The sequence below is a fragment of the Methylobacterium sp. BE186 genome (assembly GCF_031457035.1).
GTDB lineage: Bacteria > Pseudomonadota > Alphaproteobacteria > Rhizobiales > Beijerinckiaceae > Methylobacterium > Methylobacterium segetis.
Genome location: NZ_JAVDVV010000005.1, coordinates 245992 through 269503, shown reverse-complemented (window position 1 = coordinate 269503; position 23512 = coordinate 245992). Strand labels below are relative to the sequence as shown.

The window sequence follows — 23512 nt, the reverse complement described above, 5'->3', positions numbered from 1 at the left end:
ATTTCCGGGACGAACAGGGTCCAGGCGTACTGGATGTTCGCGGCCGCCACCATGCAGGCGACGCCGAGAACGATTTGCAACCAGCGATTGGGTGAAGGTTTCACCGCGGCGCTAGGGGTGGCGTATGATGTCATGCGTCGTCTCCTCTACCGACTGCACAGCCCGCCGACACCAGTCTCGAAATGTCGCTGTTGACTGGGCGCACGTGCGCCGTGGCGCGGCAATCGCCCACTTCATTGTATGAGTGTGCTGATCGCGGCGATGAATACATTATTATTCCAGATCAAGCTTTGGCAATCGGAATGTTTCGCCAACCCGCCTAAATTTTATTGGATTAGATGTCTGCGCTGAACGTGCAGGCCGCGAAACGTCCCGTCACCCCCTGCGTCTCGACCGGATTGTCCACCCGGGATGCTCGCGGCACAAGGGTTTGCCTCCGGGCGGGCCCGTCGGCCGTCGCGAGGGGAGAGGCCGCGGCGGCGGGCGCCGCGCGGGCTCGGCGCACGAACGGCCGCGGAAAACCGTCTCCGGGCCGCCCCTCGGGCATCCGAATCGCGTCGCTCGCATTGTCAGGCGTCACAGTTTCGCGAGGACCGGCGGGCGTCGATGGCGATATATTTCACGAGCGACACCCATTTCGGCGATCCGCGCATCCTGCGCCTCGACCGCAGGCCCTTCCCGGATCTCGCCGCCCACGACGCGGCGCTGATCGCCAACTGGAACGCGGTCGTCGCCCCCGAAGACGAGGTCTGGCATCTCGGCGACTTCGCCCTCGGCCCCAGCGACGCGCGCGTCGCCGAGATCCTCGCGAGCCTGCCGGGCACCAAGCACCTCATCCGCGGCAACAACGACGGCCCCGGCACGCTCGCCGCCCCCGGATGGGCGAGCATCGCGCATTACGCCGAGATCACGGTCGAGGAGCGCCGCCTCGTCCTCTGCCACTACGCCTTCCGGACCTGGAACGGGATCGGGCGGGGCGTCCTGAACCTGCACGGCCACAGCCACGGGCAGCTGAGGCCGATCCCCCGGCAATACGATGTCGGCGTCGACGCGCAGGGCTTCGCGCCCGTGCGGCTCGACGCGATCCTCGCCTCGCGCCGGCGGGGCCGCGCGCCCGGGTGAGAGGCGGAACCATCGCGGCAGCTTCACCGTTTGAGGACCTGAACGGGCGATGACCGAGCGAAGCCGAACTTTCGATTGAGCGTGCGAGCCGCGCTCCCGTCACAACCCACGGTGTTCCAATGCGTTACCTGATCCTCCCCGTCCTGGCCGGGCTGAGCCTGCTTGCCTGTGCTCCGCCCGCCTCCGCACTGCCCCGCTGCCTCGAGGCCCAGCGCAAGGTCGACGAGGCCAACGCCCTCCGCTTCCAGGCCCGCCAGGAGGTGCGGCTCGGCGACCACGACCGGATCTGCGACACCCTCGACGAGGTGGGCGACCGCTACAACGATGCGCGGGACGCCTTCGAGGATTGCGGTGCGGGCGTCGTCGCCATCGATCTGCGCAGCGAGCTGCGCGCCCTGCGCGTCGCCAAGCGCGCGAACCGCTGCGACTAGAGCGCCGCGCCCGGCCCGGGACGCGATCCCTGCGCCCCGGCCATCCTCGACCCCCCTTGTGCGGCGACGCACAGCCTTTCCAACCGCCTAACGGCACCGTTCACCCAGACACGGCGACCGAGTCGCCCACCGAAGGCCAAGCCCATGAACCCTGAGACCCTCCGCTCCGACGCGCTCCCCGCCACCGGCCCCTCCTTCGCGGCGGCGCTGTGCGGCTTCCTCAGCACAACGGTCGCCACCACCATGGTCATGTTCCTCCTCAGCAGCGTCTGAGGGGAGGGCGCGCCGGGCCAGCCGGCGCGGGGCCGGCGGGTCGGTCGCCGGCCTCAGGGCGCGACCGACCAGAACCGCCGCTTCGACAGCAGCATCTCGGGATCGCCGACCTTCGGCGTCGGCGTCGCGGGCCGGCAGGGGATCTCGGGGCGCGTCACCGCGGCGGCCGTGATCGCGGTGCTCGGCGGCGGCAGCAGGCCGAGCCGGTTCTGGACCTCCGGATGGCGCGCGGCGGCGATGGTCGCGATTCCCGCGATCAGGCCGCCGGCCACGGTGCCCAACAGAAAATTCATCATCCCGACGGATTCTCGCGACTCGGCCTTGCCGGATTGGGTCCGCGCCCTTTGAGCGGGGTGCTCCCGCGGCATCGAGGCGTCAATGGGGCGATCCGCGCACACCTTGTCTTAAGCCGGGCATGCGACACCGCTCTCCTGCCGCCGCGCGCGCCGCGGCCGCGACAGGGGGACGCCATCCGATGATGCATGCCGCCAATGCCTACGCCAAGACCTCCCGCAGCGTCCTCTCCCCGCGCGAGGCGGAGGCGGCCGTCCTGATCAAGGCCGCCAACCGGCTCCAGACGATCCGCGCCGGCTGGCCCGAGCAGGAGCGGGACCTGAACGAGGCACTGACCTTCAACCGCAAGGTCTGGACGGTGATCGCGGGCGACGCCACGGAGCCGACCAACCCGCTGCCCGAGGCGCTCAAGCAGAATGTCGGCAAGCTCGCAATCTTCGTGTTCCGCTCGACCCTCGACATGATGATCGAGCCGAAGGCCGAGACCCTCGACGCCCTGATCTCCATCAACCACAACATCGCCGCCGGCCTCCAGGGCGATTCCGGCCGCTGAGCCGGGCTCAGGCGGAGGCAGCTTCCACCGGCTCGGCGAGCGCCAGCAGGCGGCTCTCATGCGCGACGAGGTCGCGCGCCGCCTTGAGCGCCCGGTAATGGTCGCCGGCCGCCAGCTTCTCGTAGATCGCGGCGATGAAGGGCCTGGCGCTCGGCGCGGCCTGCATCACCGCGTTGGCGAGTTCCATGAACTGCGTCTCGGCGTCGAACGGATCGTCGAGGAGGTAGGCCCGCTGCAGGGCGACGCAGATCTGCTTGGCCGGGGTGTCGGCCTCCGATTCGCGCACGATCTCCGATTCGCGCAGCACCTTGTGCGGCGTCTCGACGATGAAGGCCGAGCGGCGCGGCCCGTTGCGGATCGCGCAATCCCCGATGATGACCCGCTCCCCGGGCTTCAGCTCGATCCGCAGCGGCATCCTGCCCTCCCGATCCGGCGCCGGCCGGGCCGGCGCGCTCTCCGATCGGCCGACCTTCGCGGCGAAGGGTTAACCAAATGGAAACGGCGGGGCTCGCGCCCCGCCGTTTCCGTCTCAATCGGATGCCGCGTACGGTTCAGCGCAGGAGCTGGAGGACACCCTGGTTCGCCTGGTTGGCGAGACCCAGCGTCTGCTGGGCAATCGACTGCCGGGTCTGCAGCGCCGTGTAGTTCGCCGCCTCGAAGTTCAGGTCGGCATTCGTCAGGTTGTCCGCACCGGTCGTCAGCACGTTCGCGATCTGCTTGGTGAAGCCCTGCCGGGTCTGCACGGTCGAGAGGCTGGAGCCGAAGGTCGAGGCCAGCGAGCGCAGCGAGGTCAGCGCGTTCGTCAGCGTGTCCTTGGTCGTCGTGAGCGACGTGTCGTCCTGGATGTCGAAGGAGCCCGCCGGTCCGCCCGTGCCGTTGAAGGCCTGGTTGATGCCGAGCGAGGCCGAGGTCAGGGTGGTGCCCTGCACATCGAGCTTGGTCTGGTTGGCGCCCGTCTTCTCGTTGAAGACGATGGTGAGGAGATCGCCGCCGAGCAGGTTCTTGCCGTTGTAGCCCGAATCCCGGGAGAGCTGGTCGAGCTGCGTCGTCAGGTCGTTGAACTGCTTGACGAGGTTGGCGCGCACCGTGGAGTTGCCCGAGGCGGTGACGCCGGTCGTGTAGTCCGTCGCCGCGAGCCCCAAGTTGGTGTTGAGCGCGCCGGTCTGCGCGTTCGTGGTGGCGGCGGCCGCGCTCGCACCCGAGCCGAAGCCGACCTTCAGGGTGTTCGAGCCCGTGCCCTTCACGGTGAGCTTGCCGCTGTCGTCGACGCTGGCGGTCGCGATGCCGGATGCGTTCACCGCGTTCACGAGATCCTGCACCGTCTGCGTGCCCGTGAAGGTCGTCGTGAAGGTGGTCGGGCCAGCGTTGATCGTCAGCGCCAGCGTGTTGTTGGTCGAGGTGTCGATGCCGATGTCGCCCGACGAGGTCGAGGTCGCCTGATCGGCCGTGGTATCGGCGCCGCCGAGCTTCTTGTTGAGCGTGACGTCCTTCAGGCCCTTGTTGGTGGCGACCGCTTCCGCGGCGATCGAGAGGGCGGTGCCGGTCTTGGTCGGGCGGTTGGCGGCGGCGTCGTTCTGGGCCTGCGTGATCGTCGACTGGAGCGACTGCACGAGCTTGGTGATGCCGTCGATGCCCTTGGAGGCGGCCTGGATCGTCTGGATGCCGTTCGAGATGCCGTCGAGCAGGCCCGAGAGCGCGCTCGAGCGGTCGTTCAGCGAGGCGGCGGTGAAGAAGTTGATCGGGTTGTCGAGGGCGCTCGCGACCTTCTTGCCGGTCGAGAGATGGTTCTGCGTCGTCGCCTGAAGCGAAGCCGTGTCCTGAAGGGACAGAAGGCTCGAACGGATCGAGGAACTTAAGGTGATGTCGTTCGCCATCTCGGGCCTCCAAACCGCCAGCGCGAGGACGACGGATCGTTAACTCCGCGCTCGCTTGGATCACATGATCGGGAAGATCACGCAGAGGTGGTTAAGGCCCGGTTAGTGTTGGCGGCTCGCGAATAACCAAAACAGAAAAAAGGCCGGGACTTTCGTCCCGGCCTCTCGATGTTCGACTGTCCGAAAGCTCAGCGCAGGAGCTGGAGGACGCCCTGGTTGGCCTGGTTGGCGAGACCCAGCGTCTGCTGGGCGATCGACTGCCGGGTTTGCAGGGCCGTGTAGTTCGCCGCCTCGAAGTTCAGGTCGGCGTTCGTCAGGTTGTCCGCACCGGTGGTCAGCACGTTGGAGAGCTGCTTGGTGAAGTCCTGACGGGTCTGCACGGTCGAGAGGCTGGAGCCGAAGGTCGAGGCCAGCGAGCGCAGCGAGGTCAGCGCGTTCGTCAGCGTGTCCTTGGCCGTCGTGAGCGACGTGTCGTCCTGGATGTTGAACGACCCGGCCGGACCGCCCGTGCCGTTGGCGGCCTGGCCGATGCCGAGCGAGGCGGAGCTCAGGGTAGTGCCCTGCACGCTGAGCGAAGACTGGGCGCTGCCGGTCTTCTCGTTGAACACCACCGACAGCGTGTCGCCGCCGAGCAGGTTCTTGCCGTTGTAGCCCGAATCCCGGGCGAGTTGGTCGAGCTGCGTCGTCAGGTCATTGAACTGCTTGACGAGGTTCGAACGGACCGTGGAGTTACCGGAGGCGGTGACGCCGGTCGTGTAGTCCGTCGTCGCAAGCCCGAGCTTGCCGTTGAGCGTGCCCAGCTTCGAGTCGGTCGTGGCGGTCGCCGCGTCCGTGCCCGAGCCGAGGCCGACCTTCAGGGTGTTCGAGCCCGTGCCGGTCACCGTCAGCTTGCCGCTGTCGTCGACGCTGGCGGTCGCGATACCGGACGAGTTCACCGCGTTCACGAGATCCTGCACCGTCTGCGTAGCGGAGAAGGTCGTCGTGAAGGTGGTCGAGCCGGCGTTGATCGTCAGCGCCAGCGTGTTGTTGGTCGAGGTGTCGATGCCGATGTCGCCCGACGAGGTCGAGGTCGCCTGATCGGCCGTGGTATCGGCGCCGCCGAGCTTCTTGTTGAGCGTGACGTCCTTCAGGCCCTTGTTGGTGGCGACCGCTTCCGCGGCGATCGAGAGGGCGGTGCCGGTCTTGGTCGGGCGGTTGGCGGCGGCGTCGTTCTGGGCCTGCGTGATCGTCGACTGGAGCGACTGCACGAGCTTGGTGATGCCGTCGATGCCCTTGGAGGCGGCCTGGATCGTCTGGACGCCGTTCGAGATGCCGTCGAGCAGGCCCGAGAGCGCGCTCGAGCGGTCGTTCAGCGAGGCGGCGGTGAAGAAGTTGATCGGGTTGTCGAGGGCGCTCGCGACCTTCTTGCCGGTCGAGAGATGGTTCTGCGTCGTCGCCTGAAGCGAAGCCGTGTCCTGAAGGGACAGAAGGCTCGAACGGACGGACGAGTTGAGAGAGATACCAGCGGACATGATGGATGCTTCCTGTGCAGTTCTGTCCTCCGTCATGGAGAACATCGTCGTTGTGGACCGGGGCCTCTTGCGGCCGCGTTAAGTGAGACAGTTAAATTTGTACGATCGCCGACTTTTCTGGTCGGCATGAGCCGGATCAGGCCCGCCGCTCCACCGCGGCGCCGGGCTTCTGCGCCGCCGCCTCGCTCGCCTCCCGGGCATAGACCCGGGCGCGCAGGACGACCTCGTCGGGGATCTGGATGACGACGTCGCCGCTCGCGGGGTCGACCACTTGGTAGACCAGCGTCTGGCTCTCGGCGTCGCGGGTGTAGGCGCCGCTCCGCGCGTTCTGCTGCGCCGTCTCGGCCGCATTGCGCGTCTCGGCCGCCTCGCCGATCGAGAGGGAGACCGCGGGCGCGAGCGCCGCCTGCGCCTGCGGGCGCGCGTCCTGACGCTGCGGGGTCGACGGGACCGAGGCTGCCGGGGCGACCGGCGGGGATGTTGCGACGGCTCTGATGTCCATGGCCCTGCTCCTGTTGGAAGCAAACGAGCCCCATCAAGTCGCGAACACCGTTAGCACGCTGTAAAATTCGGGCCGCGCCCCGTGCGGACCTCGAAAAAGCGTTAAAAGATCGTGAGCACGAACGACGAAATGACGAAAAAATCACGGGGCCGAAAGAAATGAATTTCATCTTTTGGCAACAGAACGTTCGGGCCCCCTAGAATTTCTTGATCGGAAAAGCGTCTATCGCGCGCCGCGTCGTGCCCCGCGAAGCAATGATCGCGATCTACGCGCCCGTGATCGGCGGAAGATCGCATGCGATCACGGGCTGACCTTTCCGGACGGGGCCTGACAGGCCCCGGCGGCGCGCTTCGACGTGCGGGCCGGACGACACATCTTCTGATTTCAAAGGCGCGGCTGCTCACGTTCCGGTGGAGGTTCCGGCCCGGAACGAGAACGGCCGGCCGGGAGCCCGTGAGCGCCCGACCGGCCGATGATCGCGGTATTCGTCCGATCGCGGAAGGCTATTCGGCGGCGTCGACGTAGAGCTTGCCGCCCTCCGCCAGGAATTCCGCCGACTTCGCCCGCATTCCGGCCTCCCGCTCGGCGCTCGACATCACGGGCGCGGTGTGGATGACCTCGCCCGCTTCCTCCATCGCCAGAACCTCGGCGCGAAGATCCTGGGTGATCTTCATGGAGCAGAATTTCGGCCCGCACATCGAGCAGAAATGCGCGACCTTGTGGGCATCCTTCGGCAGGGTCTCGTCGTGGTAGCTGCGCGCCGTATCGGGATCGAGGGAGAGGTTGAACTGGTCCTCCCAACGGAAGTCGAACCGGGCGCGCGACAGGGCGTCGTCGCGCAGCTGCGCCGCAGGGTGCCCCTTCGCCAGATCGGCCGCATGGGCCGCGATCTTGTAGGTGATGACGCCGACCTTGACGTCGTCGCGGTTCGGCAGTCCCAGATGCTCCTTCGGCGTGACGTAGCAAAGCATCGCCGTGCCGAACCAGCCGATCATCGCGGCGCCGATGCCCGACGTGATGTGATCGTAGCCCGGCGCGACATCGGTCGTCAGCGGTCCGAGCGTATAGAACGGCGCCTCACCGCACTCGCGCAGCTGTTTGTCCATGTTGACCTTGATCTTGTGCATCGGCACGTGGCCGGGGCCCTCGATCATGACTTGGCAACCCTTGTCCCAGGCGATCTTCGTCAGTTCGCCCAGCGTCTCGAGTTCCGCGAACTGCGCCGCATCGTTGGCGTCCGCGATCGAGCCCGGCCGCAGCCCGTCGCCGAGCGAGAACGAGACGTCGTAGGCCCGCATGATGTCGCAGATCTCGTCGAACCGCTCGTAGAGGAACGATTCCCGGTGCCCGGCCAGGCACCACCGCGCCATGATCGAGCCGCCGCGAGAGACGATGCCGGTGACGCGCCGGGCCGTCAGCGGCACGTGCGCGAGACGCACGCCCGCATGGATCGTGAAGTAATCGATGCCCTGCTCGGCCTGCTCGATGAGGGTGTCCTTGAACACCTCCCAGTCGAGCTTCAGAGGATCGCCGCCGACCTTCTCCAGCGCCTGGTAGATCGGCACCGTGCCGATCGGAACGGGAGAATTGCGGACGATCCACGAGCGGATGTTGTGGATGTTTCGGCCCGTCGACAGGTCCATCACCGTGTCGGCGCCCCAGCGCGTCGCCCAGACGAGCTTCTCGACTTCCTCCGCCGCCGACGAGGTGACGGCCGAGTTGCCGATATTGGCGTTGATCTTGACGAGGAAGTTCCGGCCGATCGCCATCGGCTCGAGCTCGGTGTGGTTGATGTTGGCCGGGATGATGGCCCGCCCGAGCGCCACCTCGTCCCGCACGAATTCCGGGGTGATGAAGGGCGGCAGCGCCGCGCCGAAGCTCTCGCCGTCGGCGAGCTTGGCCTCGGCCTGCTCCAGCATCGCCGCGCGGCAGAGGTTCTCGCGATGGGCGACGTAGATCATCTCCTCGGTGATGAGGCCGGCCTTCGCGAACTCGTACTGCGTCACCCTCTGGCCCGGCCCGGCCCGGCGCACGACGCGCTCGGCGGGGCAGGGGGCCACGAGCTTGTCCTCGCCGACGAAGCCGTTGTCCTCCGGCTTGACGGCGCGCGGCTCGACGGACGCGTAGCCGCGCTGGGCGATCCAGGGCTCGCGCACGCCCGGCAGGCCGGCATTGAGGTCGATGCGCGCATCCGTTTCCGTGTAGGGACCCGACGCGTCGTAGACGCGCACCGGCGCCTCGGTGGGCTCGCTCAGCACGATCTCGCGGTAGGGCACGCGGATGTCGTCGCGGCCGGCGACGGTGGCGTACACCTTGCGCGAGCCGGTGATCGGACCGGTCGTCACGGTCTCGGGGCTGCCCTTCGGGAGGTCTTGGGGTCGGACGGGTGCGTTCATCGTGGATCTCTCCTGGCGTTGGAGCGATCCGAACTCGTCACAGGTCAGAATGGGCGCGGCCGCCGAGTCGTCTGGCCGCGAGTTCCCGTCCCTCCGCCGGTATGAGCCGGATCAGGTTCAAGGGTCAGGACGGAGCGCCCAATCTCAGCCCCCTGTCTCGGGGCTCCCCTCGGAACGGTTCAAATCTCGACGCCGCGCCCCGCTTTGTCAATGCGCGCATCGGTCTCCTTGCGGCGAGGGCGAGCGTAGCGTCACCTCCCGGTAGCGGACCGCATGCGCATCGTCAGCCTCCTTTTCCTCTCGGCGACCGCCCTCTATGTCGGCGCCGTCGGCCTTCTCGCCGCCTTCCAGCGGTCGCTCATCTATCCCGGCGCGTCGCTCCCGGGCGCTCCGATCGCGGCGGATCCGCCGGAAGGCGTGCAGAGCTTCGGCCTGCGAACCGGGGACGGCGAGACCCTGCGCGCCCTCTGGCGCCCGCCCGAGCCGGGCTGCGGCGTCGTCCTCACCTTCCACGGCAACGGCTCGCGGCCGGAGCCGCACGCCGCGCGCTTCACGGCCGGTCCGTGGGCGGCGAGCGGCTGGGGCGTGCTCGCCATCGCCTATCGCGGCTACCCGGGATCGACGGGAAGCCCGAGCGAGGACGGGCTCCTCGCCGACGGCGAGGCGGCCTACCGCGAGGTCGCCCGGCGCGCGCCGGGCGCCCCGATCCTGCTGCACGGTCACTCGCTGGGCACGGGCGTCGCGGCCGCCCTCGCGCGCGGGCATGCGGCCCTCGGCCTCTATCTCGAGGCGCCGTTCGACTCGATGGCCGCCATGGTGCGCCTGCGCTTCCCGCTGGCGCCGCCCGGCCTCCTGCTCGACACCTACCGAAGCGACGAGCGGCTCGCCGGCGCGACGATCCCGGTCCTAATCGTCCACGGCCTGTCCGACCCGGTGATCCCGGCGAGCTTCGGCCGAAGGCTCGCGGAGGCGGTCGGGCAAGCGGCCCATTTCGAGGCGGTGCCGGGCGACCACGTCTCGATCCTCGGCACGTCGGACGGGAAGGCCGAGGCGTTCTTCCGCGGGCGGATCGAGGCGCGGTGCCTGCCGAGCACGGCGGAGTGACGCGCCGCCTCCCGATGCCGGTCCGCCGCCTCATATGACGGGTTTGGCAGGGCGTATCGCGAGGGGAGGGGCATGGTCGGACGGCGGGCTCGGCGCTGGCGGGAGGACGACCCCGCGACCCAGGACAACCCTCGCTCGGAGCCCGTGATCTGCCCGCTCTGCGAACGCCCGATTCCGGCGCGGGCCCGGTCGAGCCTCCACCATCTGACGCCCAAGCTGAAGGGTGGTACCCACAAGGGGACGGTGCGCCTGCATCAGATCTGCCACTCAGCCATCCACGCCCGCTACAGCGAGGCCGAGATCGCGCGGCGCCTGTCCGCCGTGGAGGCCCTTCGCGAGGACCCGGAGATCGAGCGCTTCGTCGCCTGGGTGCGGACGAAGCCCGACGATTTTCACGCCGCCACCCGCATGACGCGCGATCGCCGCGGCGCGAAGCGCGACCGCTGAGGGGATTTAACGCCGCGTTTCGCATGTCGCCGGGACGCTCGGCCGCGTAGGGCCACCCGTTAAGACTGCGCGCGGAGGCTCCGGGGCCGTAGCAAGCGGCGGAGCGTCGTCATGGCGGTGGAGGGTTCGGCACCGGGGCGGCCCGACGAGGCGATGCGCCTCGCCTGGGTCGACGTCGCCAAAGGGCTCTGCATCATCCTCGTAGTGATGATGCACTCGACGCTGGGAACCGGCGAGGCGATGGGTGAGGAGGGATTCATGCATCCCGTCGTCGCCTTCGCCAAGCCCTTCCGGATCCCCGATTTCTTCCTGCTGTCCGGGCTGTTCCTCGGCCGCGTGATCGACCGGGACTGGCGCCTCTTCTCCGATCGCAGAGTGGTGCACTTCGCCTATTTCTACGGGCTCTGGGTCCTCATCCAGTCGGCCGCCAAATACGCCCAGATCGTCGACGGGGCCGGCCCAACGGCGTTCCTCGCCCATCTCGCACGGGCGCTGGTCGAGCCCTACTCGACGCTCTGGTTCATCTACCTCCTGGCGGTCTTCTCGGTGGTCACGAAGCTCCTGCGCGGGGTGCCCCCGGCCGTGCTCCTCGGGCTCGCCGCGCTCCTGCAGATCGTGCCGGTCGCGACCTCGTCCTACCTCCTCGAGGAGTTCTGCGCGCGCTACGTCTACTTCCTCGGCGGATATCTGTTCGCCTCGCGCATCTTCGCCTTCGCCGACACCGTGCGCGCGCATCCCACCCTGGCGCTCGCGGGCCTCGGTCTCTGGGCCGGAATCGAGGGCTGGCTCGCCTTCGCGCCCTCGCCGCTGCCGGGCTTCCCCACCCTCGCGAGCCTGCCGCTCGTCAGCCTCCTCCTCGGAGGAGCGGGCGCGCTCGCCATCGTGGCAGTGGCCGCGCTGCTCACCCGCGCCGGGGGAATCGTCGCGGCTGCCCTCCGGATGTGCGGTCGCCGTTCGATCGTGATCTATCTCGCCTTCTTCCTGCCGATGGCGGCGACCCGGACCCTCCTGGTCAGAACGGGCATCGTCGCCGACGTCGGTCTCGCGAGCCTCCTCGTCACCGCGGTCGCCGTGGTGCTGCCGCTCGGCTTCGAGCGCGCGATCCGGAATACGCCCCTCGCGATCCTGTTCCGCAGGCCGGGCCCGCTGCACATCGCCCCCGAACCGAAGGGCTCGGTCGGCGTGTTTCGGGCTGCCTGACCTCAGCGCCGGGTGCGGGGTCGGACGAGCCGATCGAGGAAATTCGCGATCTCACGACGCCGGTTCGACGCCTCGAGCACCTCCGCTCCGATACCGTGGCGCCACGCGAGATCCGTCCGCTCGCGCGGTGCGGCGTGCAGCGCCTCGAGATCGGCCGCGTAGGCCTCGACCTCCGCGCTCGTCCGGCAGAAGCCCGCCTCGACGACCTCGGCGGCCTGCAGGCGCAGCATCGCGCCGAGCTCGTGCTCGGGATGGTACTGCGTGCCCCAGAACACGCCTGTACCCGCACGGATCTCGATCGCCTGCACATCCAGGCGGCCGTTCCCGGCCAGCACCTCGGCCCCGGGCGGCGGCACGATCACGGCGTCGAGATGCATGGCCGGCGCCTCGTAGGAGGCGGGGCGGCCATCGAGCAGCGGGTGCCCGCGCCCGCCCCGGCTGGGTACGAGGCCCCGGGCGAAACCGTATTCGGGGCCGCGCGGATTGCGTCCCGCGTCACCGCCCGCCACGGCAGCGGCAACCTGAACGCCCCAGCAGGAACCGAAGACCGGAAGCCCGGCGTCGAGCGCCGCGCGCATCAGGTCGAGTTGCCGCCGCACCGCCGGGCGATCCTCCGTCACGTGCAGCGCCGAGCCCGTCAGGACCAGGGCGTCGAATCCTGCGAGATCGGCACCCGCCGGCAGCGCCGCATCGACGTCGGCCGGACTGATCAGGGTGCAGGAGACGTCCGTTGCGAGCGCCTTCAGGAGCGCGGCGTAAGCCTGCGCCGAGGTTCGCCCCGTCGCGCGGAGATGCTCCTCCCGGGCATCGCGGACATTTCCGTCCGCGACGAGACAGTGCAGCATCCGTTCCAATCCGATCCCATTCGAGAGGGTGCCCGGAAACGGGCCTGCGGGAACGGGGTACCTTGCGTACCGTTCCGGACCGATCCAGGAGACCCGTCGCCGCACGCCCCGGCCTCTCACGGTTAACGAACCCCGAATTCGACAGGTTAAGGGGGCTTAAACCCGCCGTATTTAGCGTGCGAACCGGGGCCGACCGGGCCGATGCTGCGCGGGGTGCAGCGTCGTCGCCCGATGCCGGGCCAGGACATCGACGGAACCCAATGACGAGAGGACGCGGACGGACGGGCCGGGACGAGCCGAACTTCGACGTGCCGGAAGGGCGCGTCGCGAGCCCGGGCGCCCTCGACCTCCGCCTCTCGCGCGACGATCGGGCGGGAGGCGGCGTGGCGGCAAAGCGAGGAGCGAGCGGGCAGGGGCAGCGCGGGCGCGCGGCTCCCGCGGGGCGACGCCCGGCGGCCCAGCCGCGCAAGGCCGCCAAGCGCCGGGGATCGTTCCTCGGTCGGCTCGCCTATGCCGGTATCGTGCTCGGCCTCTGGGCCGTCATCGGCGTGGCGGGGCTCGTCGCCTATCACGCCTCGCAATTGCCGCCGATCGACCAGCTGGCCGTTCCGAAGCGGCCGCCGAACATCGCGATCCTGGCAAGCGACGGCTCCCTTCTCGCCAATCGCGGCGAGACGGGGGGACGCGTCGTGAGCATCAAGGAACTGCCGCCCTATCTCCCCCGCGCCTTCGTCGCCATCGAGGATCGGCGGTTCTACAGCCATCTCGGCGTCGACCCGGTCGGCATCGCCCGCGCCATCGGCCAGAATCTCACGCGCCGCGGCGTTGCGCAGGGCGGCTCGACCCTGACCCAGCAGCTCGCCAAGAACCTGTTCCTCACACCCGAGCGCTCGGCCTCGCGCAAGATCCAGGAAGCGATCCTGGCCCTGTGGCTGGAGCACAAGTACACCAAGGACGAGATCCTCGAACTCTACCTCAACCGGGTCTATTTCGGTGCTGGCGCCTACGGCGTCGAGGCGGCCGCGCAACGCTATTTCGGCAAGCCGGCCAAGAGCGTGAGCCTCGCGGAGGCCGCGATGCTCGGCGGCCTCGTCCAGGCGCCGTCGCGCCTCGCGCCGAACCGGAACCTGCCGGCGGCCCAGACCCGGGCCGCACAGGTTCTCGCCGCCATGCAGGATCTCGGCTTCGCCAAGCCGCAGGACGTGAAGGTCGCGCTCGCTCAACCGGCCCGGCCCGCGAGCAGCCGCGGCGGCGGCTCGGCCAACTACGTCGCCGACCTCGTGATGGACGTGCTCGACGATTACGTGCCCAAATTCGACTCCGACATCGTGGTGCAGACGACCGTCGACACCGGCCTCCAGGCCGCAGCGGAGAAGGCCCTAGTCGATGAGCTGAACGCCAAGGGAGGCCGCTACAATGTCGGCCAGGGGGCGCTCGTCTCAATGCGGCCGGACGGCGCCATCCGGGCTCTGATCGGCGGCCGCGACTACGCGCAGAGCCAGTTCAACCGGGCAACCACGGCCAAGCGCCAGCCCGGCTCCTCGTTCAAGCCCTTCGTCTATCTCGCGGCGGTGGAGCGCGGTGCCACGCCCGACACGGTCCGCGAGGATGCGCCGATCAAGATCGGAAACTGGCAGCCGGAGAACTACTCGCACCAGTACGAAGGTGCCGTCACCCTGCGCACGGCGCTGGCGCTCTCGCTCAACACGGTGGCGGTGCGCCTCGGGCAGGAGGTCGGCCCGAAGAGTGTGGTGCAGACGGCGCAGCGCCTCGGCATCACCTCGCCGCTCCAGGCGAACGGCTCGATCGCGCTGGGCACCTCGGAGGTTACGCCGCTGGAGATGGTCGGCGCCTACGGGGCCTTCGCCAACGGCGGCACCGGCGTCATTCCCTACGTCGTCGCCACCGTGAAGGGGACGGACGGCAAGCTCCTGTACAAGCGCGGGGAGGGCGGGCTCGGCCGCGTCATCGACCCGAACGCCGTCGGCATGATGAACGCCATGATGCACGAGACCTTCGTGATCGGCACCGCCAAGAAGGGCGACATCCCGGGCTGGGACCTCGCCGGGAAGACCGGCACGAGCCAGGATTTCCGAGACGCGTGGTTCATCGGCTACTCGGGCACCCTCGTGACCGGGATCTGGCTCGGCAACGACGACAGCGAGCCGACCAAGAAGGCGTCCGGCGGCAACCTGCCGGTCGAGATCTGGAAGAGTTACATGACGGTCGCGCTCAAGGGTCAGGCCCCGGTGCCGCTTCCCGGCATGAACCGCTGGCGGAAGGCGCCGGAGACGACCGCCTCGGTCGCGTCGGCCGGGGGACCGACCGGCGGCCTCCTGGGCACACTCCTCGGCGAGCCGCAGCCGGCACCGCGGCCGCAGGCGAGCCAGCAGCGGCAGCGGGGCCCGAGCCAGGACGACCGCAACTTCCTGGAGAAGCTGTTCGGCATCGGCGAGTAGCGCTCGCGCTCCGGTCGTTCAGGATCCGTTGAGCATCCGAGACGGTTCCGGGCACCCGAAGGGGTTGCGTAGGGCTTCGCTCACGACTTGTCGCTTCAATGTCATCGAGCGGCGAAGCGTCGGGGGAAGGGGAGCATGCGAGCGCGGTGGCTGAGCGCAGCGACAGCGCATCTCAATGACCGCGCCTCGCGTCTCATCGCGATCCTCGGCGTCTCGGTCACCGCCGGCCTGTGCGCGCTCGGCCTGTACCTGATCTGCGACATGCGCCATGGGGCGTGGCTCCAGGCGGAGCAGGGTGCCCAGAACCTGCTGAGCCTGATCGAGCAGAGCATCGCCCGCAACGTCGAGATGTATGACCTCTCACTGCAGGCCGTGGCCGAGGGGGCGGAAGATCCGCAGATCTCGAACCTCGATCCCGCGATGCGCCGCCGCGTCCTGTTCGACCGGGCGGCCTCGGCACCGGGCCTCGGGATCATGCTCGTGGCCGACGAGACCGGGCGGATCCGGATCGCCTCGGACCCTACGGTGCCGACGACGGCGACGCTCATCGAGAACCCGGATTTCAAGGCGCTGCGCGATGATCCCTCCCTTGGCCTTGCCGTCAGCGGACCCCGCCTGTCGCGGGTGAGCGGGACACCGATCCTGGCGCTGAGCCGGCGGGTGACCAAGCCGGACGGCTCGTTCGGCGGGATCGTCAGCGGGGCGATCCATCTCTCCTACTTCCAGCGACTGTTCGAGCGGCTGCACGTCGGGCAGGGAGGAGCGATCAACCTGTTCCAGACGGACGGCACGCTGCTCGTGCGCCACCCGCATCTGCCGCAGGTGGTGGGCCGCAGCGTCGCGTCGGGGCCGGCCTTCAAGCGTTTCAAGGAACTGGGTCGCGGCGTGATCGTCGAGCGCTCGGCGATCGACGGGGCGGCGCGGCTCTACGCCTTCGCCCAGCTCGACGGCCTGCCGCTCATCGCGGACGTGGCGGTCGGCGCACAGAGCATCCGCGCGGTCTGGTGGCCGCGGGCACAGATGGTGATCGCCCTCACGCTGGGGCTCAGCGCGGCAACCCTGAGCCTGACCTTGCTGCTCCAGCGCGAGGTCCTGCGCCGGGCGGCCGCCGAGGCCTCCTCGCGGGCGGCCAATGCGGAACTCGAGACCCTGGCGCTGACGGACAGCCTCACCGGGCTGCCGAACCGCCGTCGCTATGACGAGGCCTTCGCCCGCGAATGGCGCCGCGCCGGCCGGACTCAGATGCCTCTGTCGCTGCTCCTGATCGATGCCGACAGCTTCAAGCACTACAACGACCATTTCGGCCACCAGCGCGGGGACGAGGTGCTGAAGACCGTCGCCCTCTGCATGACCCGGCACCTCGACCCGATCGACGCCCTGGCCTGCCGAATCGGAGGCGAGGAATTCGCCGTCCTGTTGCCGGGCGTCGAGGCCGCGGCGGCCCGCCTGATCGCAGAGCGCATCCGCCGCGAGATGGTGCGGATGGAGATCCCCCACGCCGAAGCGGTCGGCGGAACGGTCACGCTCAGCGTCGGGGTCGCCAGCCGGGTTCCGGACGCGGATGAGACGTCCGACATCCTGTTCCGCGATGCGGATGCGGCGCTCTACGAAGCGAAGCGCAGCGGCCGCAACCGCGTGCGGCTGGCGGAGACCTCCGATCCGCGCGGATCGATGCTGCGCAGCGCCTGAGGGCGGCGCGCAGCCTCACAGCATCGGCAGGGTCTTCGGGCGCCGTCCTCTCGGAAACTGCGCGTCGAGGGCGGTGATCTCGGCCTCGTCGAGCGCGAGATCCCGCGCCGTCGCGTTCTCCGCCGCCCGCGCCGCCCGGCCGGTCTTCGGGATCGTGAACGTGTTGTCGAGCCGCGTCAGGAAGGCGAGGGCCACGGCGTGGGGCGTGGTCCCGTGCGCCTCGGCGATGCGGGACAGGAGGCGCCCATCCCCGCTCGTCGGGTCGGGGAAGTCGCCGCTCCCGAAGGGCGAGTAGCCGACCATTGCCACGCCGTTCGCCGCGCACCAGGGGATGACCGCGTGCTCGATCGAACGTTCGCGCAAGTGGTACAGCACCTGATTGCAGGCGATGCGGTAGGGCCCGGCAATGCGCAGAGCCGCCTCGAGATCGTCGACGTCGAAGTTGCTGACGCCCCACGAGAGGATCTTGCCGTCCCGCCGCAGATCCTCGAAGCCGGCGATCGTCTCCTCCAGGGGATGGTTGCCCGGCCAGTGCAGGAGGTAGCAATCCAGGCGGTCGGTCCGCAGCCGGCGGAGCGACTGCTCGCAGGCCCGCACCACGCCGCGGCGCGTGGCGTTGCCGGGAACGACCTTGGAGACGAGGAACACCTCTTCCCGCAATCCCGCGATGGCCTCGCCGACGATCGCCTCGCCGTCACCGTACATCTCCGCGGTGTCGATATGGGTCAGGCCGGCATCGACGCCGGCGCGGAGAGCCGCGACCGCCTCCGCCCAGAGGCTCCCGTCGATCCGCCACGTCCCCTGGCCGATGACCGAGACCCGCTCACCCGTCGACCCGAAGCTGCGCGCGTCCATGCCTGCCTCCTCGCGTGCGGATCCGGTGTCGCCGGGAGGGCCGTGGGGGCCGCCGACGGGTCCGCGCGCGGCGTCGCTGCCGCCGCCCCGCGCTTCATCCCGCGCCTTATTCGCGCCATCATGGGGGAATGAGCAATGGGCATCGGCGCGCGGCGGCGATAACTTTAGGCCAAGGACCCGTCGTGCTCGCTGCTGTTCTTCCCGCAAGCACGATGTCCTCCGGTGCGGCTCCGCCGTTGGGCGCCACGGGGCGGAGGGCCGGCTGATGCTGCCGCAGCACCGCTGGTTCTGGGTCCTGATGCTGCTGGCCTGCGGCGGGGCCGGCCTCCTCTACAACGTCATCTTCGCGGGAGGCGCGACGCCCCTCGCCGGGCTCACCTACGGGCTGTGTGTCGGCGGTGCAGGGCTCGCCTTCGACCGTGGCCTGATCCTCGCCGGCCTGCAGGCGCGGATGCGTCGCCTGCCCGCGATGCTTTACGTGCCCGCGGCCGAGCTCGCCTACGTGCTGATGATCGCCCTCGGCATCGCGCTGGGTGGGCTGGTCGTCTGGTGCTTCGGCCTCACCGACGATTCGCTGCAGACCGCCGTGAAGATCACGCCGCGGGTGCTCGCCTACTCCCTCGCCGTCTCCGCGCTCCTCGTCTTCGTGGTTCGGATGCGCGACCTCATCGGCGGCGAGGTGTTCGTGAATTTCCTGGTCGGGCGCTATCACAAGCCCGTGCGGGAGGAGCGCATCTTCCTGTTCCTCGACGTCGTCGGTTCGACGGCCTTCGCCGAGACCCACGGCGACCTGCGCGCGCAGGCCTATCTCAGCGCCGTCTTCGCCGCCCTCGCCGAGCCGGTACGCCGCAACGCGGGCTCGACCGACGATTACATCGGTGATCTCGCCATGATCACATGGCCGATGGCGCGGGGCCTGAAGGATGCGCGGTGCGTCACCTGCGTGTTCGACGTCCGCGACCGCATCGAGGCGGAGGCCGAGGCCTGGAAGGCGCGTTTCGGCACGGTGCCGCGGCTTCGCGCGGCGCTGCACGGCGGCTCGGTTGTCACGGCCGAAGTCGGCGTCGACCGGCACAAGATCGCCTATTTCGGGGATGCCGTGAACGTGACCTCGCGCATTGAGTCCCTCTGCCGCCCCCTCGATGCGGAGATCCTGATCTCGGAGGATCTGCTCGCGCGCCTCGGCTCCCTGCCGCCGGGGATCACGGCGCGCTCGCTCGGCGCCCACACCGTGCGCGGGCGCGGTCAGCCGCTCTCGGTCGCAACCCTGGAACGGTCCTCGGGGCCGCAGACATGGGAGGCGAACGCCGCGCCGGTCGCAGGGGCCGGCCCGCGCCGCCGTCAGGTCTCGGGCGCGCGCTGATGGGAAACGGCTCCGGCATGACCTGGCGCACGCCGCTGCGGCTCTCGCTCCGCTTCGGCCTGCCGATCGTCGGGATCGTCGTGATCGGCCGGGCGATCGTCGCCTCGATCGGTGGCGCGATCGAGCGCAGCCATTTCGCCCTCGGGATCCTGCTCATCGCCCTCGGCTTCGCCGCGCGGCTCGTCCGGGGCCGATGACATGAGCACCGAGATCGCGATCTACGTCGACGCGGACGCCTGCCCGGTGAAGGACGAGACGTATCGCGTCGCGGGCCGGTACGGCCTCCATGTCTACGTCGTCGCCAACAGCTTCCTGAATCTTCCGCGCGAGCCCTGGATCGAGCGGGTCGTGGTCGGCGACGGCTTCGATGCGGCCGACGACTGGATCGCCGCCCGTGCCGGGCCGGGTGCGATCGTCATCACCGCGGACGTGCCGCTCGCGAGCCGATGCGTCGGGCAGGGCGCGACGGTGATCGCACCGACCGGCAAGCCGTTCAGCGAGAATTCGATCGGCCTCGCGCTCGCGACGCGCAACCTGATGCAGGATCTGCGTGAGGGTGGCCTGATCACCGGAGGCCCGAAGCCGTTCTCCGCCCGGGACCGCTCGGCCTTCCTCGGCGCGCTCGACCAGGCCGTGAACCGCCTCCGCCGAGCACGCGCGCGCTGAGCTTCGCTCAGGCGCCGACGAGCTTCCGGAGGGCGTCGTTGATGCGGTCCTGCCAGCCGGGTCCATCCTTCTGGAAGTGCTCCAGGACGGCGCTGTCGAGGCGCAGGGTCACGCTCTCGCGAATGCCCGGCACGGCAGCGGGCGCGGCAGGCGCGGTGGGCGCCGGGGCGGCCGGCTTCGTGGTGACGGAGCGGAAAGCGGCCTCGGCCGCCTTACGGGGATCGCTGGTCCGGCGGCTGCGGTCGATCGGCATGACCTTACTTTCCCTTGCGCTTCTTCGGGGAGGGCGGGGCAGCGGCCCGCGCCTCGGCGTCGGACGCCTCCTTGGCGAGGCGGAGGGCTCGCAGGCGAGCCGTGCGCTCATCGACAGCCTTGATAGAAGCGAGATGCTCGGCCATCGCCTGCGCGCCCTCCTTGGCCATGCGCTCGGCCCGTTCGGCGCGCTCCTCGGCCTTGGTGCGGACTTCGCTGTCCTGGCTCATCGATGTCCTTTCTCGGTGCCTCGTCGAGCGGAGCGGCCGCGCGCTCGGGCACGGCCGGAAGACGAGGCTCCGATCGGTCGCGCCGGCTCCGGAGGGGAGGGAGGGGTTGGGCCGGCGTTGCTGTCCGCACACCCGTCACGCGGATGCATGCGGGCGGGATGCGCCTGTGTAGCACGCAGGTCCCACGCAAGGCGAATGCCTAACGAATCCTGCCCCCGGAATTCCCCGAGCCGGCCGGTTCAGGCGGCAGCCGGTGTCGGCATCAGCGGCCCGGCACCGCCGTCCGGACGAGCCTGAGGCTCGAAGCCCCGGCTCTCCGGCATCATCACGAGGTAGACGACGAACCCCGCTGCGGCAATCGCGGCGAGCGACAGGAACGCCGTCGAGAATCCGGCAGCGACGATGATCACCCCCGCCAGCGAGGCGCTGAAGGACGCGCCGAGCCCCTGTGCCGTCGCCACCGCCCCCTGCGCCACGTTGAATCGGCCCGTGCCGCGGGTGAGATCCGCGACGACGATGGGGAACAGGGCTCCGTAGATGCCCGCGCCGATGCCGTCGAGGCACTGCACGCCCACCAGCCAGAACGGATTGTCCGAGAGAGTGTAGAGCACGCCCCGCAGGGCGAGGACGCCGAAGGCCACGAGGAAGATCGGCTTGCGGCCGATCACGTCGGCCTTGGCGCCGACGAAGACCGCAACCGGCACCATCACGCATTGGGCGGCCACGATGCACACGGCGATCAGCGAGGTCGCGTGGTCCTTGCCGGAGATCTTCGTGAGGAGCTGACCGACCGAGGGCAGCATCGCCGCGTTCGCGAGGTGGAACGCCGTGCAGAGCACGGCGAAAAGGAGCAGGTACTTGTTCTGGAAGAGGGCGGCGAGCCCGGACGGCTGCTCGCAGTCCTCGGTCTCGGTGCAATCGAGGCCGCGGGCGAGGTCGTCGTCGATGGCCTTTGCCGGGATCATCAGCATGGCGACGATGGACGCTGCGGCGAGCACCGCCATCAGCCAGAACACGACGATCGGCCCGAAGAAATAGGCGGTCGAGCCCGCGATCGCGGCCGAGGTGGCATTGCCCGCATGGTTGAAGCCCTCGTTCCGGCCGATGCGCTTCGAGAACATCTTCGGTCCGACGACGCCCAGCGTGATCGCCGCGAGAGCGGGAGGAAAGATCGCTCCGGCGATCCCGGCGAGCGATTGCGTCGCCGCCACGAGATAGAAGTTCGAGACGAAGGGCAGGATCAGGCAACTCAGGGTCACCGCGACGGCCGCAGCGATCACGATCGCGCCCTTGTGGTTGGTGCGGTCGATCAGAGCGCCGGCGGGCGTCTGCGCGATGAGACCCGCGATACCGGCAATCGTCATGACGAGGCCGATCGTCGCCTCGTTCCAGCCCTGCTCCGGACCGCGCACCGCCAGGAGATAGATGGCGAGGTACGGGCCGAGGCCGTCGCGCACGTCGGCCAGGAAGAAGTTCAGGGCGTCCAGGCCACGCAGGGCGCGCTCGGAGGGCGCCCGAACGGGACCGGGCGCGTCTGCGACACCACTCACACCGGACATGCGCATTTCCTCGGCGGATCAGGGAGGAGCCCGGCACCGATGGTGCGCACGTCTCCGATCGCGGCAATCAGACTTGCCCCGCACCCGTTCCGGTCGGCGGATTAAACTCTTCGTGAAGACGTCAGCTGAGATCTGCCACGCAGAGTTGCTTCACGCGTCTCCCGACCTCAGCTGGACTGAGACAGGCCGTGGCGCATCTTGCCGGCCGCCGACATCCCGTCCAGGCGCATCGCGGGAGCCCGCTTCGGCATCATCGGCGGGACGCGTGGCCCTCGGGTCTTGATCCACGCCTCGCTCATCCGGCGGGCGAGGAGTCGGATCATCGCCTCGTGCCGCGGCTACCGGCCGGGGCTGAATCGCATCGGCACGGTCACCGAGAGGGACGACAGCGTCACCCCGGCCGGTGCCGGGGGCAGCGAGCCGCGCACGGCCGCGAGCGCGGCACCGTCGATCGCGCCGACGCCGCTGCTGCCGGCAAGGCTCGCGCTCGTAACCTGCCCGGAACGCGTCACGGTGAAGCGAACCACGGCCACGCCGCCGCCCGTCCCAGCCGCGGCGTTGCGGTTCATCCGGCCGTGGATGGCCGAGCTCAGCATGCCCTGCCACTGGCGCAGGGCATTCGGGTCGTTGCCCGAGGCCGCGCGTCCCGCGGCGTTCTGGGCCGACGAGGAGGCCGAGCTGCGATCGGCGCGGCCGGCACTCGCCTGGGCGGCCCGCGCCTTGGCGTCGCGCGCCGCCTTCTCCCGGGCCTCGCGCACCGCCTCCCGGCGCTGCTCTTCCGCCTCGGCCTTGCGCTTCGCGTCGCGGATGGCCTTCAGCTTGGCCTCGCGCTCGGCCGCGATCTTGACCGGGTCCGGCTTCGGCTTGGCCTGCTCGACGGGCTTCGGCGGCTCGGGCGATTGCGCAAGCAGCGGCGGCGGCGGGGCGAGCGGCTCGGCCTGCGGAGCCGTCGAGGTGATGACCTGGCTCTCCGGCTCGACCGGCATCGCGTCCGGCGGCGGCTCCGTCTGAGCCGTCACCGGAGGCTGCTCGGAAATCTCCGGCGGCTTCTCCGCCACGGTCTCCTCGGGCGCCACCGCGGTCACGTCCGGAGGCTTTACGGCCTCGGTCTCGTTCGAAGTCTCGACCGGTGTCGGCGGCGGCGGCGCGGTCTCGCTGGCCTGCGTCTCGCTCGGCGCCTGAACATCGGCCTCCGTCATCTGAGGCGCGAGGTCGATCGAGATCTGCTGCTCGCCGGGAGGAGCGGGCGGGCTCAGGCGGTAGAGCGCGATCCCGATCAGCGCGGCGACGTGCATTGCGAGGGCGACGAGGAAGGCGGCGGCGAGCGGGGACCGCCCGTTCTCAGGCTCACCGCTGGAAACGAGGACGCTCATGGGACTAGCGGGCCGCTCCGTTCGCCGGGGCCGCCGGCGCGGCCGGAGCGCCACCTGAGGGCGCGGCCGGCAGGGGTCCTCCCGGCGACTGGGCGATCAGCGACACCTTGGTGAAGCCCGCCTGGCCGACGAGGCCCATCACTTCCATGATCTTGCCGTAGGGCACGTCGCGGTCGCCGCGCACCAGCATCACCTGGCTGGGATCCTCCGCAGCCAGCGCCCGCAGGCGCGGCATCAGGGTCTCCTGGGTGAAGACCTCCTTGGCGATCGAGGGGTTGCCGTCCTTGTCGATCGTGACTTCGAGGGGCTTCTTCGCCTGCGCGACCTTGGCGGCCGAGGTCTTCGGCAGCTGGACCGGCACGCCGGTCGTCATCAGCGGCGCCGCGACCATGAAGATGATCAGCAGCACCAGCATCACGTCGACCATCGGCGTGACGTTGATCTCGGACATCGGCGTCGTATCGAGACCGTCCTCGTCGTCGCCGCTCGCGCGGATCGAACCCATGGCCATGAC

The 23512-nt window shown here is 69.6% G+C and carries 25 protein-coding genes, 1 pseudogene and 1 riboswitch; of the genes and pseudogenes, 12 read left to right on the top strand and 14 right to left on the bottom strand.

Annotation, left to right across the window (positions count from 1 at the left end):
• A pseudogene (locus J2X36_RS08420) lies at positions 1-134 on the bottom strand (oxalate/formate MFS antiporter); the annotation flags it as partial.
• Between the two features lie 472 nt (positions 135-606).
• Between J2X36_RS08420 and J2X36_RS08415 the strand changes: the two are divergent.
• The 3 genes from J2X36_RS08415 (at position 607) to J2X36_RS08405 (ending at position 1826) form a co-directional block, all read left to right on the top strand.
• Positions 607-1122, top strand: a complete 516-nt coding sequence (locus tag J2X36_RS08415; protein ID WP_132256943.1) for a metallophosphoesterase family protein — start codon at positions 607-609, stop codon at positions 1120-1122.
• Positions 1123-1241: 119 nt separating this feature from the next.
• Positions 1242-1553, top strand: a complete 312-nt coding sequence (locus J2X36_RS08410) for a hypothetical protein (protein WP_132256945.1) — start codon at positions 1242-1244, stop codon at positions 1551-1553.
• 144 nt (positions 1554-1697) lie between these two features.
• Positions 1698-1826 (top strand): hypothetical protein, encoded by a 129-nt coding sequence (locus J2X36_RS08405; RefSeq protein WP_281024598.1) that lies wholly within the window; start codon positions 1698-1700, stop codon positions 1824-1826.
• 53 nt (positions 1827-1879) lie between these two features.
• On the opposite strand, the gene J2X36_RS08400 is transcribed toward J2X36_RS08405, so the two are convergent.
• Positions 1880-2122: a hypothetical protein gene (locus J2X36_RS08400; RefSeq protein ID WP_132256947.1), complete on the bottom strand. Its 243-nt coding sequence runs from the start codon at positions 2120-2122 to the stop codon at positions 1880-1882.
• Between the two features lie 179 nt (positions 2123-2301).
• On the opposite strand from J2X36_RS08400, the gene flaF reads away from it, so the two are divergent.
• On the top strand, positions 2302-2673 hold the full coding sequence (flaF, locus tag J2X36_RS08395) for a flagellar biosynthesis regulator FlaF (RefSeq protein ID WP_310348311.1): 372 nt from the start codon (positions 2302-2304) through the stop codon (positions 2671-2673).
• 7 nt (positions 2674-2680) lie between these two features.
• Here the strand turns inward: flaF and J2X36_RS08390 are convergent, their stop codons facing one another.
• The 5 genes from J2X36_RS08390 to thiC all read right to left on the bottom strand — a co-directional run bounded on the left by J2X36_RS08390 (position 2681) and on the right by thiC (position 8956).
• A complete protein-coding gene (locus J2X36_RS08390) occupies positions 2681-3088 on the bottom strand; it encodes a flagellar biosynthesis repressor FlbT (protein WP_132256951.1) in 408 nt (135 codons plus the stop codon).
• Between the two features lie 136 nt (positions 3089-3224).
• Positions 3225-4547 (bottom strand): flagellin, encoded by a 1323-nt coding sequence (locus J2X36_RS08385; protein WP_310348307.1) that lies wholly within the window; start codon positions 4545-4547, stop codon positions 3225-3227.
• A gap of 188 nt (positions 4548-4735) precedes the next feature.
• Positions 4736-6058 (bottom strand): flagellin, encoded by a 1323-nt coding sequence (locus tag J2X36_RS08380; protein ID WP_310348305.1) that lies wholly within the window; start codon positions 6056-6058, stop codon positions 4736-4738.
• Positions 6059-6194: 136 nt separating this feature from the next.
• Positions 6195-6560 carry a flagellar protein FlaG gene (locus J2X36_RS08375; RefSeq protein WP_132252064.1) on the bottom strand — a complete coding sequence of 122 codons (366 nt, stop codon included), beginning with the start codon at positions 6558-6560 and terminating at the stop codon, positions 6195-6197.
• 503 nt (positions 6561-7063) lie between these two features.
• Positions 7064-8956 carry a phosphomethylpyrimidine synthase ThiC gene (thiC, locus tag J2X36_RS08370; RefSeq protein WP_132252061.1) on the bottom strand — a complete coding sequence of 631 codons (1893 nt, stop codon included), beginning with the start codon at positions 8954-8956 and terminating at the stop codon, positions 7064-7066.
• Positions 8957-9027: 71 nt separating this feature from the next.
• Positions 9028-9136, bottom strand: a riboswitch (TPP riboswitch).
• 93 nt (positions 9137-9229) lie between these two features.
• Here thiC and J2X36_RS08365 point away from each other — a divergent pair.
• From J2X36_RS08365 to J2X36_RS08355, 3 genes are all read left to right on the top strand, one after another.
• Positions 9230-10060, top strand: a complete 831-nt coding sequence (locus J2X36_RS08365) for an alpha/beta hydrolase (protein WP_310348296.1) — start codon at positions 9230-9232, stop codon at positions 10058-10060.
• A 72-nt stretch (positions 10061-10132) separates the two neighbouring features.
• Positions 10133-10507, top strand: a complete 375-nt coding sequence (locus tag J2X36_RS08360; protein WP_310348292.1) for a restriction endonuclease — start codon at positions 10133-10135, stop codon at positions 10505-10507.
• Between the two features lie 111 nt (positions 10508-10618).
• Positions 10619-11707: an acyltransferase family protein gene (locus J2X36_RS08355; protein WP_310348289.1), complete on the top strand. Its 1089-nt coding sequence runs from the start codon at positions 10619-10621 to the stop codon at positions 11705-11707.
• Between the two features lie 2 nt (positions 11708-11709).
• On the opposite strand, the gene J2X36_RS08350 is transcribed toward J2X36_RS08355, so the two are convergent.
• Entirely contained in the window at positions 11710-12552 is an 843-nt protein-coding gene (locus J2X36_RS08350) for a glutamine amidotransferase-related protein (RefSeq protein ID WP_310348285.1), read from the bottom strand.
• A 260-nt stretch (positions 12553-12812) separates the two neighbouring features.
• On the opposite strand from J2X36_RS08350, the gene J2X36_RS08345 reads away from it, so the two are divergent.
• Both J2X36_RS08345 and J2X36_RS08340 read left to right on the top strand, forming a co-directional pair.
• On the top strand, positions 12813-15011 hold the full coding sequence (locus J2X36_RS08345) for a transglycosylase domain-containing protein (protein ID WP_310348283.1): 2199 nt from the start codon (positions 12813-12815) through the stop codon (positions 15009-15011).
• Between the two features lie 135 nt (positions 15012-15146).
• Positions 15147-16700 (top strand): diguanylate cyclase, encoded by a 1554-nt coding sequence (locus J2X36_RS08340; RefSeq protein ID WP_132252047.1) that lies wholly within the window; start codon positions 15147-15149, stop codon positions 16698-16700.
• Positions 16701-16715: 15 nt separating this feature from the next.
• On the opposite strand, the gene J2X36_RS08335 is transcribed toward J2X36_RS08340, so the two are convergent.
• Entirely contained in the window at positions 16716-17555 is an 840-nt protein-coding gene (locus J2X36_RS08335) for an aldo/keto reductase (RefSeq protein ID WP_132252044.1), read from the bottom strand.
• 265 nt (positions 17556-17820) lie between these two features.
• Between J2X36_RS08335 and J2X36_RS08330 the strand changes: the two genes are divergently transcribed.
• Genes J2X36_RS08330 through J2X36_RS08320 form a run of 3 tightly spaced genes read left to right on the top strand, consistent with a single transcriptional unit; the run spans position 17821 to position 19584 of the window.
• On the top strand, positions 17821-18918 hold the full coding sequence (locus tag J2X36_RS08330) for an adenylate/guanylate cyclase domain-containing protein (RefSeq protein WP_310348272.1): 1098 nt from the start codon (positions 17821-17823) through the stop codon (positions 18916-18918).
• 17 nt (positions 18919-18935) lie between these two features.
• Positions 18936-19115 (top strand): hypothetical protein, encoded by a 180-nt coding sequence (locus J2X36_RS08325; protein ID WP_245516471.1) that lies wholly within the window; start codon positions 18936-18938, stop codon positions 19113-19115.
• Position 19116: 1 nt separating this feature from the next.
• Positions 19117-19584 (top strand): YaiI/YqxD family protein, encoded by a 468-nt coding sequence (locus J2X36_RS08320; protein ID WP_132252037.1) that lies wholly within the window; start codon positions 19117-19119, stop codon positions 19582-19584.
• Between the two features lie 7 nt (positions 19585-19591).
• Here J2X36_RS08320 and J2X36_RS08315 read toward each other — a convergent pair whose 3' ends face one another.
• The 5 genes from J2X36_RS08315 to tolR all read right to left on the bottom strand — a co-directional run bounded on the left by J2X36_RS08315 (position 19592) and on the right by tolR (position 23509).
• Positions 19592-19837: a BrnA antitoxin family protein gene (locus J2X36_RS08315; protein WP_132252035.1), complete on the bottom strand. Its 246-nt coding sequence runs from the start codon at positions 19835-19837 to the stop codon at positions 19592-19594.
• Between the two features lie 4 nt (positions 19838-19841).
• Positions 19842-20066 carry a hypothetical protein gene (locus J2X36_RS08310; protein WP_132252033.1) on the bottom strand — a complete coding sequence of 75 codons (225 nt, stop codon included), beginning with the start codon at positions 20064-20066 and terminating at the stop codon, positions 19842-19844.
• A 239-nt stretch (positions 20067-20305) separates the two neighbouring features.
• Positions 20306-21625, bottom strand: coding sequence for an MFS transporter (locus J2X36_RS08305; protein WP_310348266.1), 1320 nt, complete (start codon positions 21623-21625; stop codon positions 20306-20308).
• Positions 21626-21963: 338 nt separating this feature from the next.
• Positions 21964-22998: a TonB family protein gene (locus J2X36_RS08300; RefSeq protein WP_310348263.1), complete on the bottom strand. Its 1035-nt coding sequence runs from the start codon at positions 22996-22998 to the stop codon at positions 21964-21966.
• Between the two features lie 4 nt (positions 22999-23002).
• Positions 23003-23509 carry a protein TolR gene (tolR, locus tag J2X36_RS08295; protein WP_132252027.1) on the bottom strand — a complete coding sequence of 169 codons (507 nt, stop codon included), beginning with the start codon at positions 23507-23509 and terminating at the stop codon, positions 23003-23005.
• Positions 23510-23512 lie beyond the last annotated feature (3 nt).

Excerpts from the sequence above, each read along its gene's own strand:
- J2X36_RS08360 (WP_310348292.1), top strand. The coding sequence starts at position 10,133 with ATGGTCGGACGGCGGGCTCGGCGCTGGCGGGAGGACGACCCCGCGACC.
- J2X36_RS08355 (WP_310348289.1), top strand. The coding sequence starts at position 10,619 with ATGGCGGTGGAGGGTTCGGCACCGGGGCGGCCCGACGAGGCGATGCGC.
- J2X36_RS08385 (WP_310348307.1), bottom strand. The coding sequence starts at position 4,547 with ATGGCGAACGACATCACCTTAAGTTCCTCGATCCGTTCGAGCCTTCTG.
- tolR (WP_132252027.1), bottom strand. The coding sequence starts at position 23,509 with ATGGCCATGGGTTCGATCCGCGCGAGCGGCGACGACGAGGACGGTCTC.
- J2X36_RS08340 (WP_132252047.1), top strand. The coding sequence starts at position 15,147 with ATGCGAGCGCGGTGGCTGAGCGCAGCGACAGCGCATCTCAATGACCGC.
- J2X36_RS08300 (WP_310348263.1), bottom strand. The coding sequence starts at position 22,998 with ATGAGCGTCCTCGTTTCCAGCGGTGAGCCTGAGAACGGGCGGTCCCCG.
- J2X36_RS08310 (WP_132252033.1), bottom strand. The coding sequence starts at position 20,066 with ATGAGCCAGGACAGCGAAGTCCGCACCAAGGCCGAGGAGCGCGCCGAA.
- J2X36_RS08375 (WP_132252064.1), bottom strand. The coding sequence starts at position 6,560 with ATGGACATCAGAGCCGTCGCAACATCCCCGCCGGTCGCCCCGGCAGCC.
- J2X36_RS08365 (WP_310348296.1), top strand. The coding sequence starts at position 9,230 with ATGCGCATCGTCAGCCTCCTTTTCCTCTCGGCGACCGCCCTCTATGTC.
- J2X36_RS08350 (WP_310348285.1), bottom strand. The coding sequence starts at position 12,552 with ATGCTGCACTGTCTCGTCGCGGACGGAAATGTCCGCGATGCCCGGGAG.
- J2X36_RS08335 (WP_132252044.1), bottom strand. The coding sequence starts at position 17,555 with ATGGACGCGCGCAGCTTCGGGTCGACGGGTGAGCGGGTCTCGGTCATC.
- flaF (WP_310348311.1), top strand. The coding sequence starts at position 2,302 with ATGATGCATGCCGCCAATGCCTACGCCAAGACCTCCCGCAGCGTCCTC.
- J2X36_RS08400 (WP_132256947.1), bottom strand. The coding sequence starts at position 2,122 with ATGATGAATTTTCTGTTGGGCACCGTGGCCGGCGGCCTGATCGCGGGA.
- J2X36_RS08345 (WP_310348283.1), top strand. The coding sequence starts at position 12,813 with ATGACGAGAGGACGCGGACGGACGGGCCGGGACGAGCCGAACTTCGAC.
- J2X36_RS08320 (WP_132252037.1), top strand. The coding sequence starts at position 19,117 with ATGAGCACCGAGATCGCGATCTACGTCGACGCGGACGCCTGCCCGGTG.
- J2X36_RS08315 (WP_132252035.1), bottom strand. The coding sequence starts at position 19,837 with ATGCCGATCGACCGCAGCCGCCGGACCAGCGATCCCCGTAAGGCGGCC.
- J2X36_RS08305 (WP_310348266.1), bottom strand. The coding sequence starts at position 21,625 with ATGTCCGGTGTGAGTGGTGTCGCAGACGCGCCCGGTCCCGTTCGGGCG.
- J2X36_RS08330 (WP_310348272.1), top strand. The coding sequence starts at position 17,821 with ATGCTGCCGCAGCACCGCTGGTTCTGGGTCCTGATGCTGCTGGCCTGC.
- J2X36_RS08410 (WP_132256945.1), top strand. The coding sequence starts at position 1,242 with ATGCGTTACCTGATCCTCCCCGTCCTGGCCGGGCTGAGCCTGCTTGCC.
- thiC (WP_132252061.1), bottom strand. The coding sequence starts at position 8,956 with ATGAACGCACCCGTCCGACCCCAAGACCTCCCGAAGGGCAGCCCCGAG.
- J2X36_RS08390 (WP_132256951.1), bottom strand. The coding sequence starts at position 3,088 with ATGCCGCTGCGGATCGAGCTGAAGCCCGGGGAGCGGGTCATCATCGGG.
- J2X36_RS08405 (WP_281024598.1), top strand. The coding sequence starts at position 1,698 with ATGAACCCTGAGACCCTCCGCTCCGACGCGCTCCCCGCCACCGGCCCC.
- J2X36_RS08415 (WP_132256943.1), top strand. The coding sequence starts at position 607 with ATGGCGATATATTTCACGAGCGACACCCATTTCGGCGATCCGCGCATC.
- J2X36_RS08380 (WP_310348305.1), bottom strand. The coding sequence starts at position 6,058 with ATGTCCGCTGGTATCTCTCTCAACTCGTCCGTCCGTTCGAGCCTTCTG.
- J2X36_RS08325 (WP_245516471.1), top strand. The coding sequence starts at position 18,936 with ATGACCTGGCGCACGCCGCTGCGGCTCTCGCTCCGCTTCGGCCTGCCG.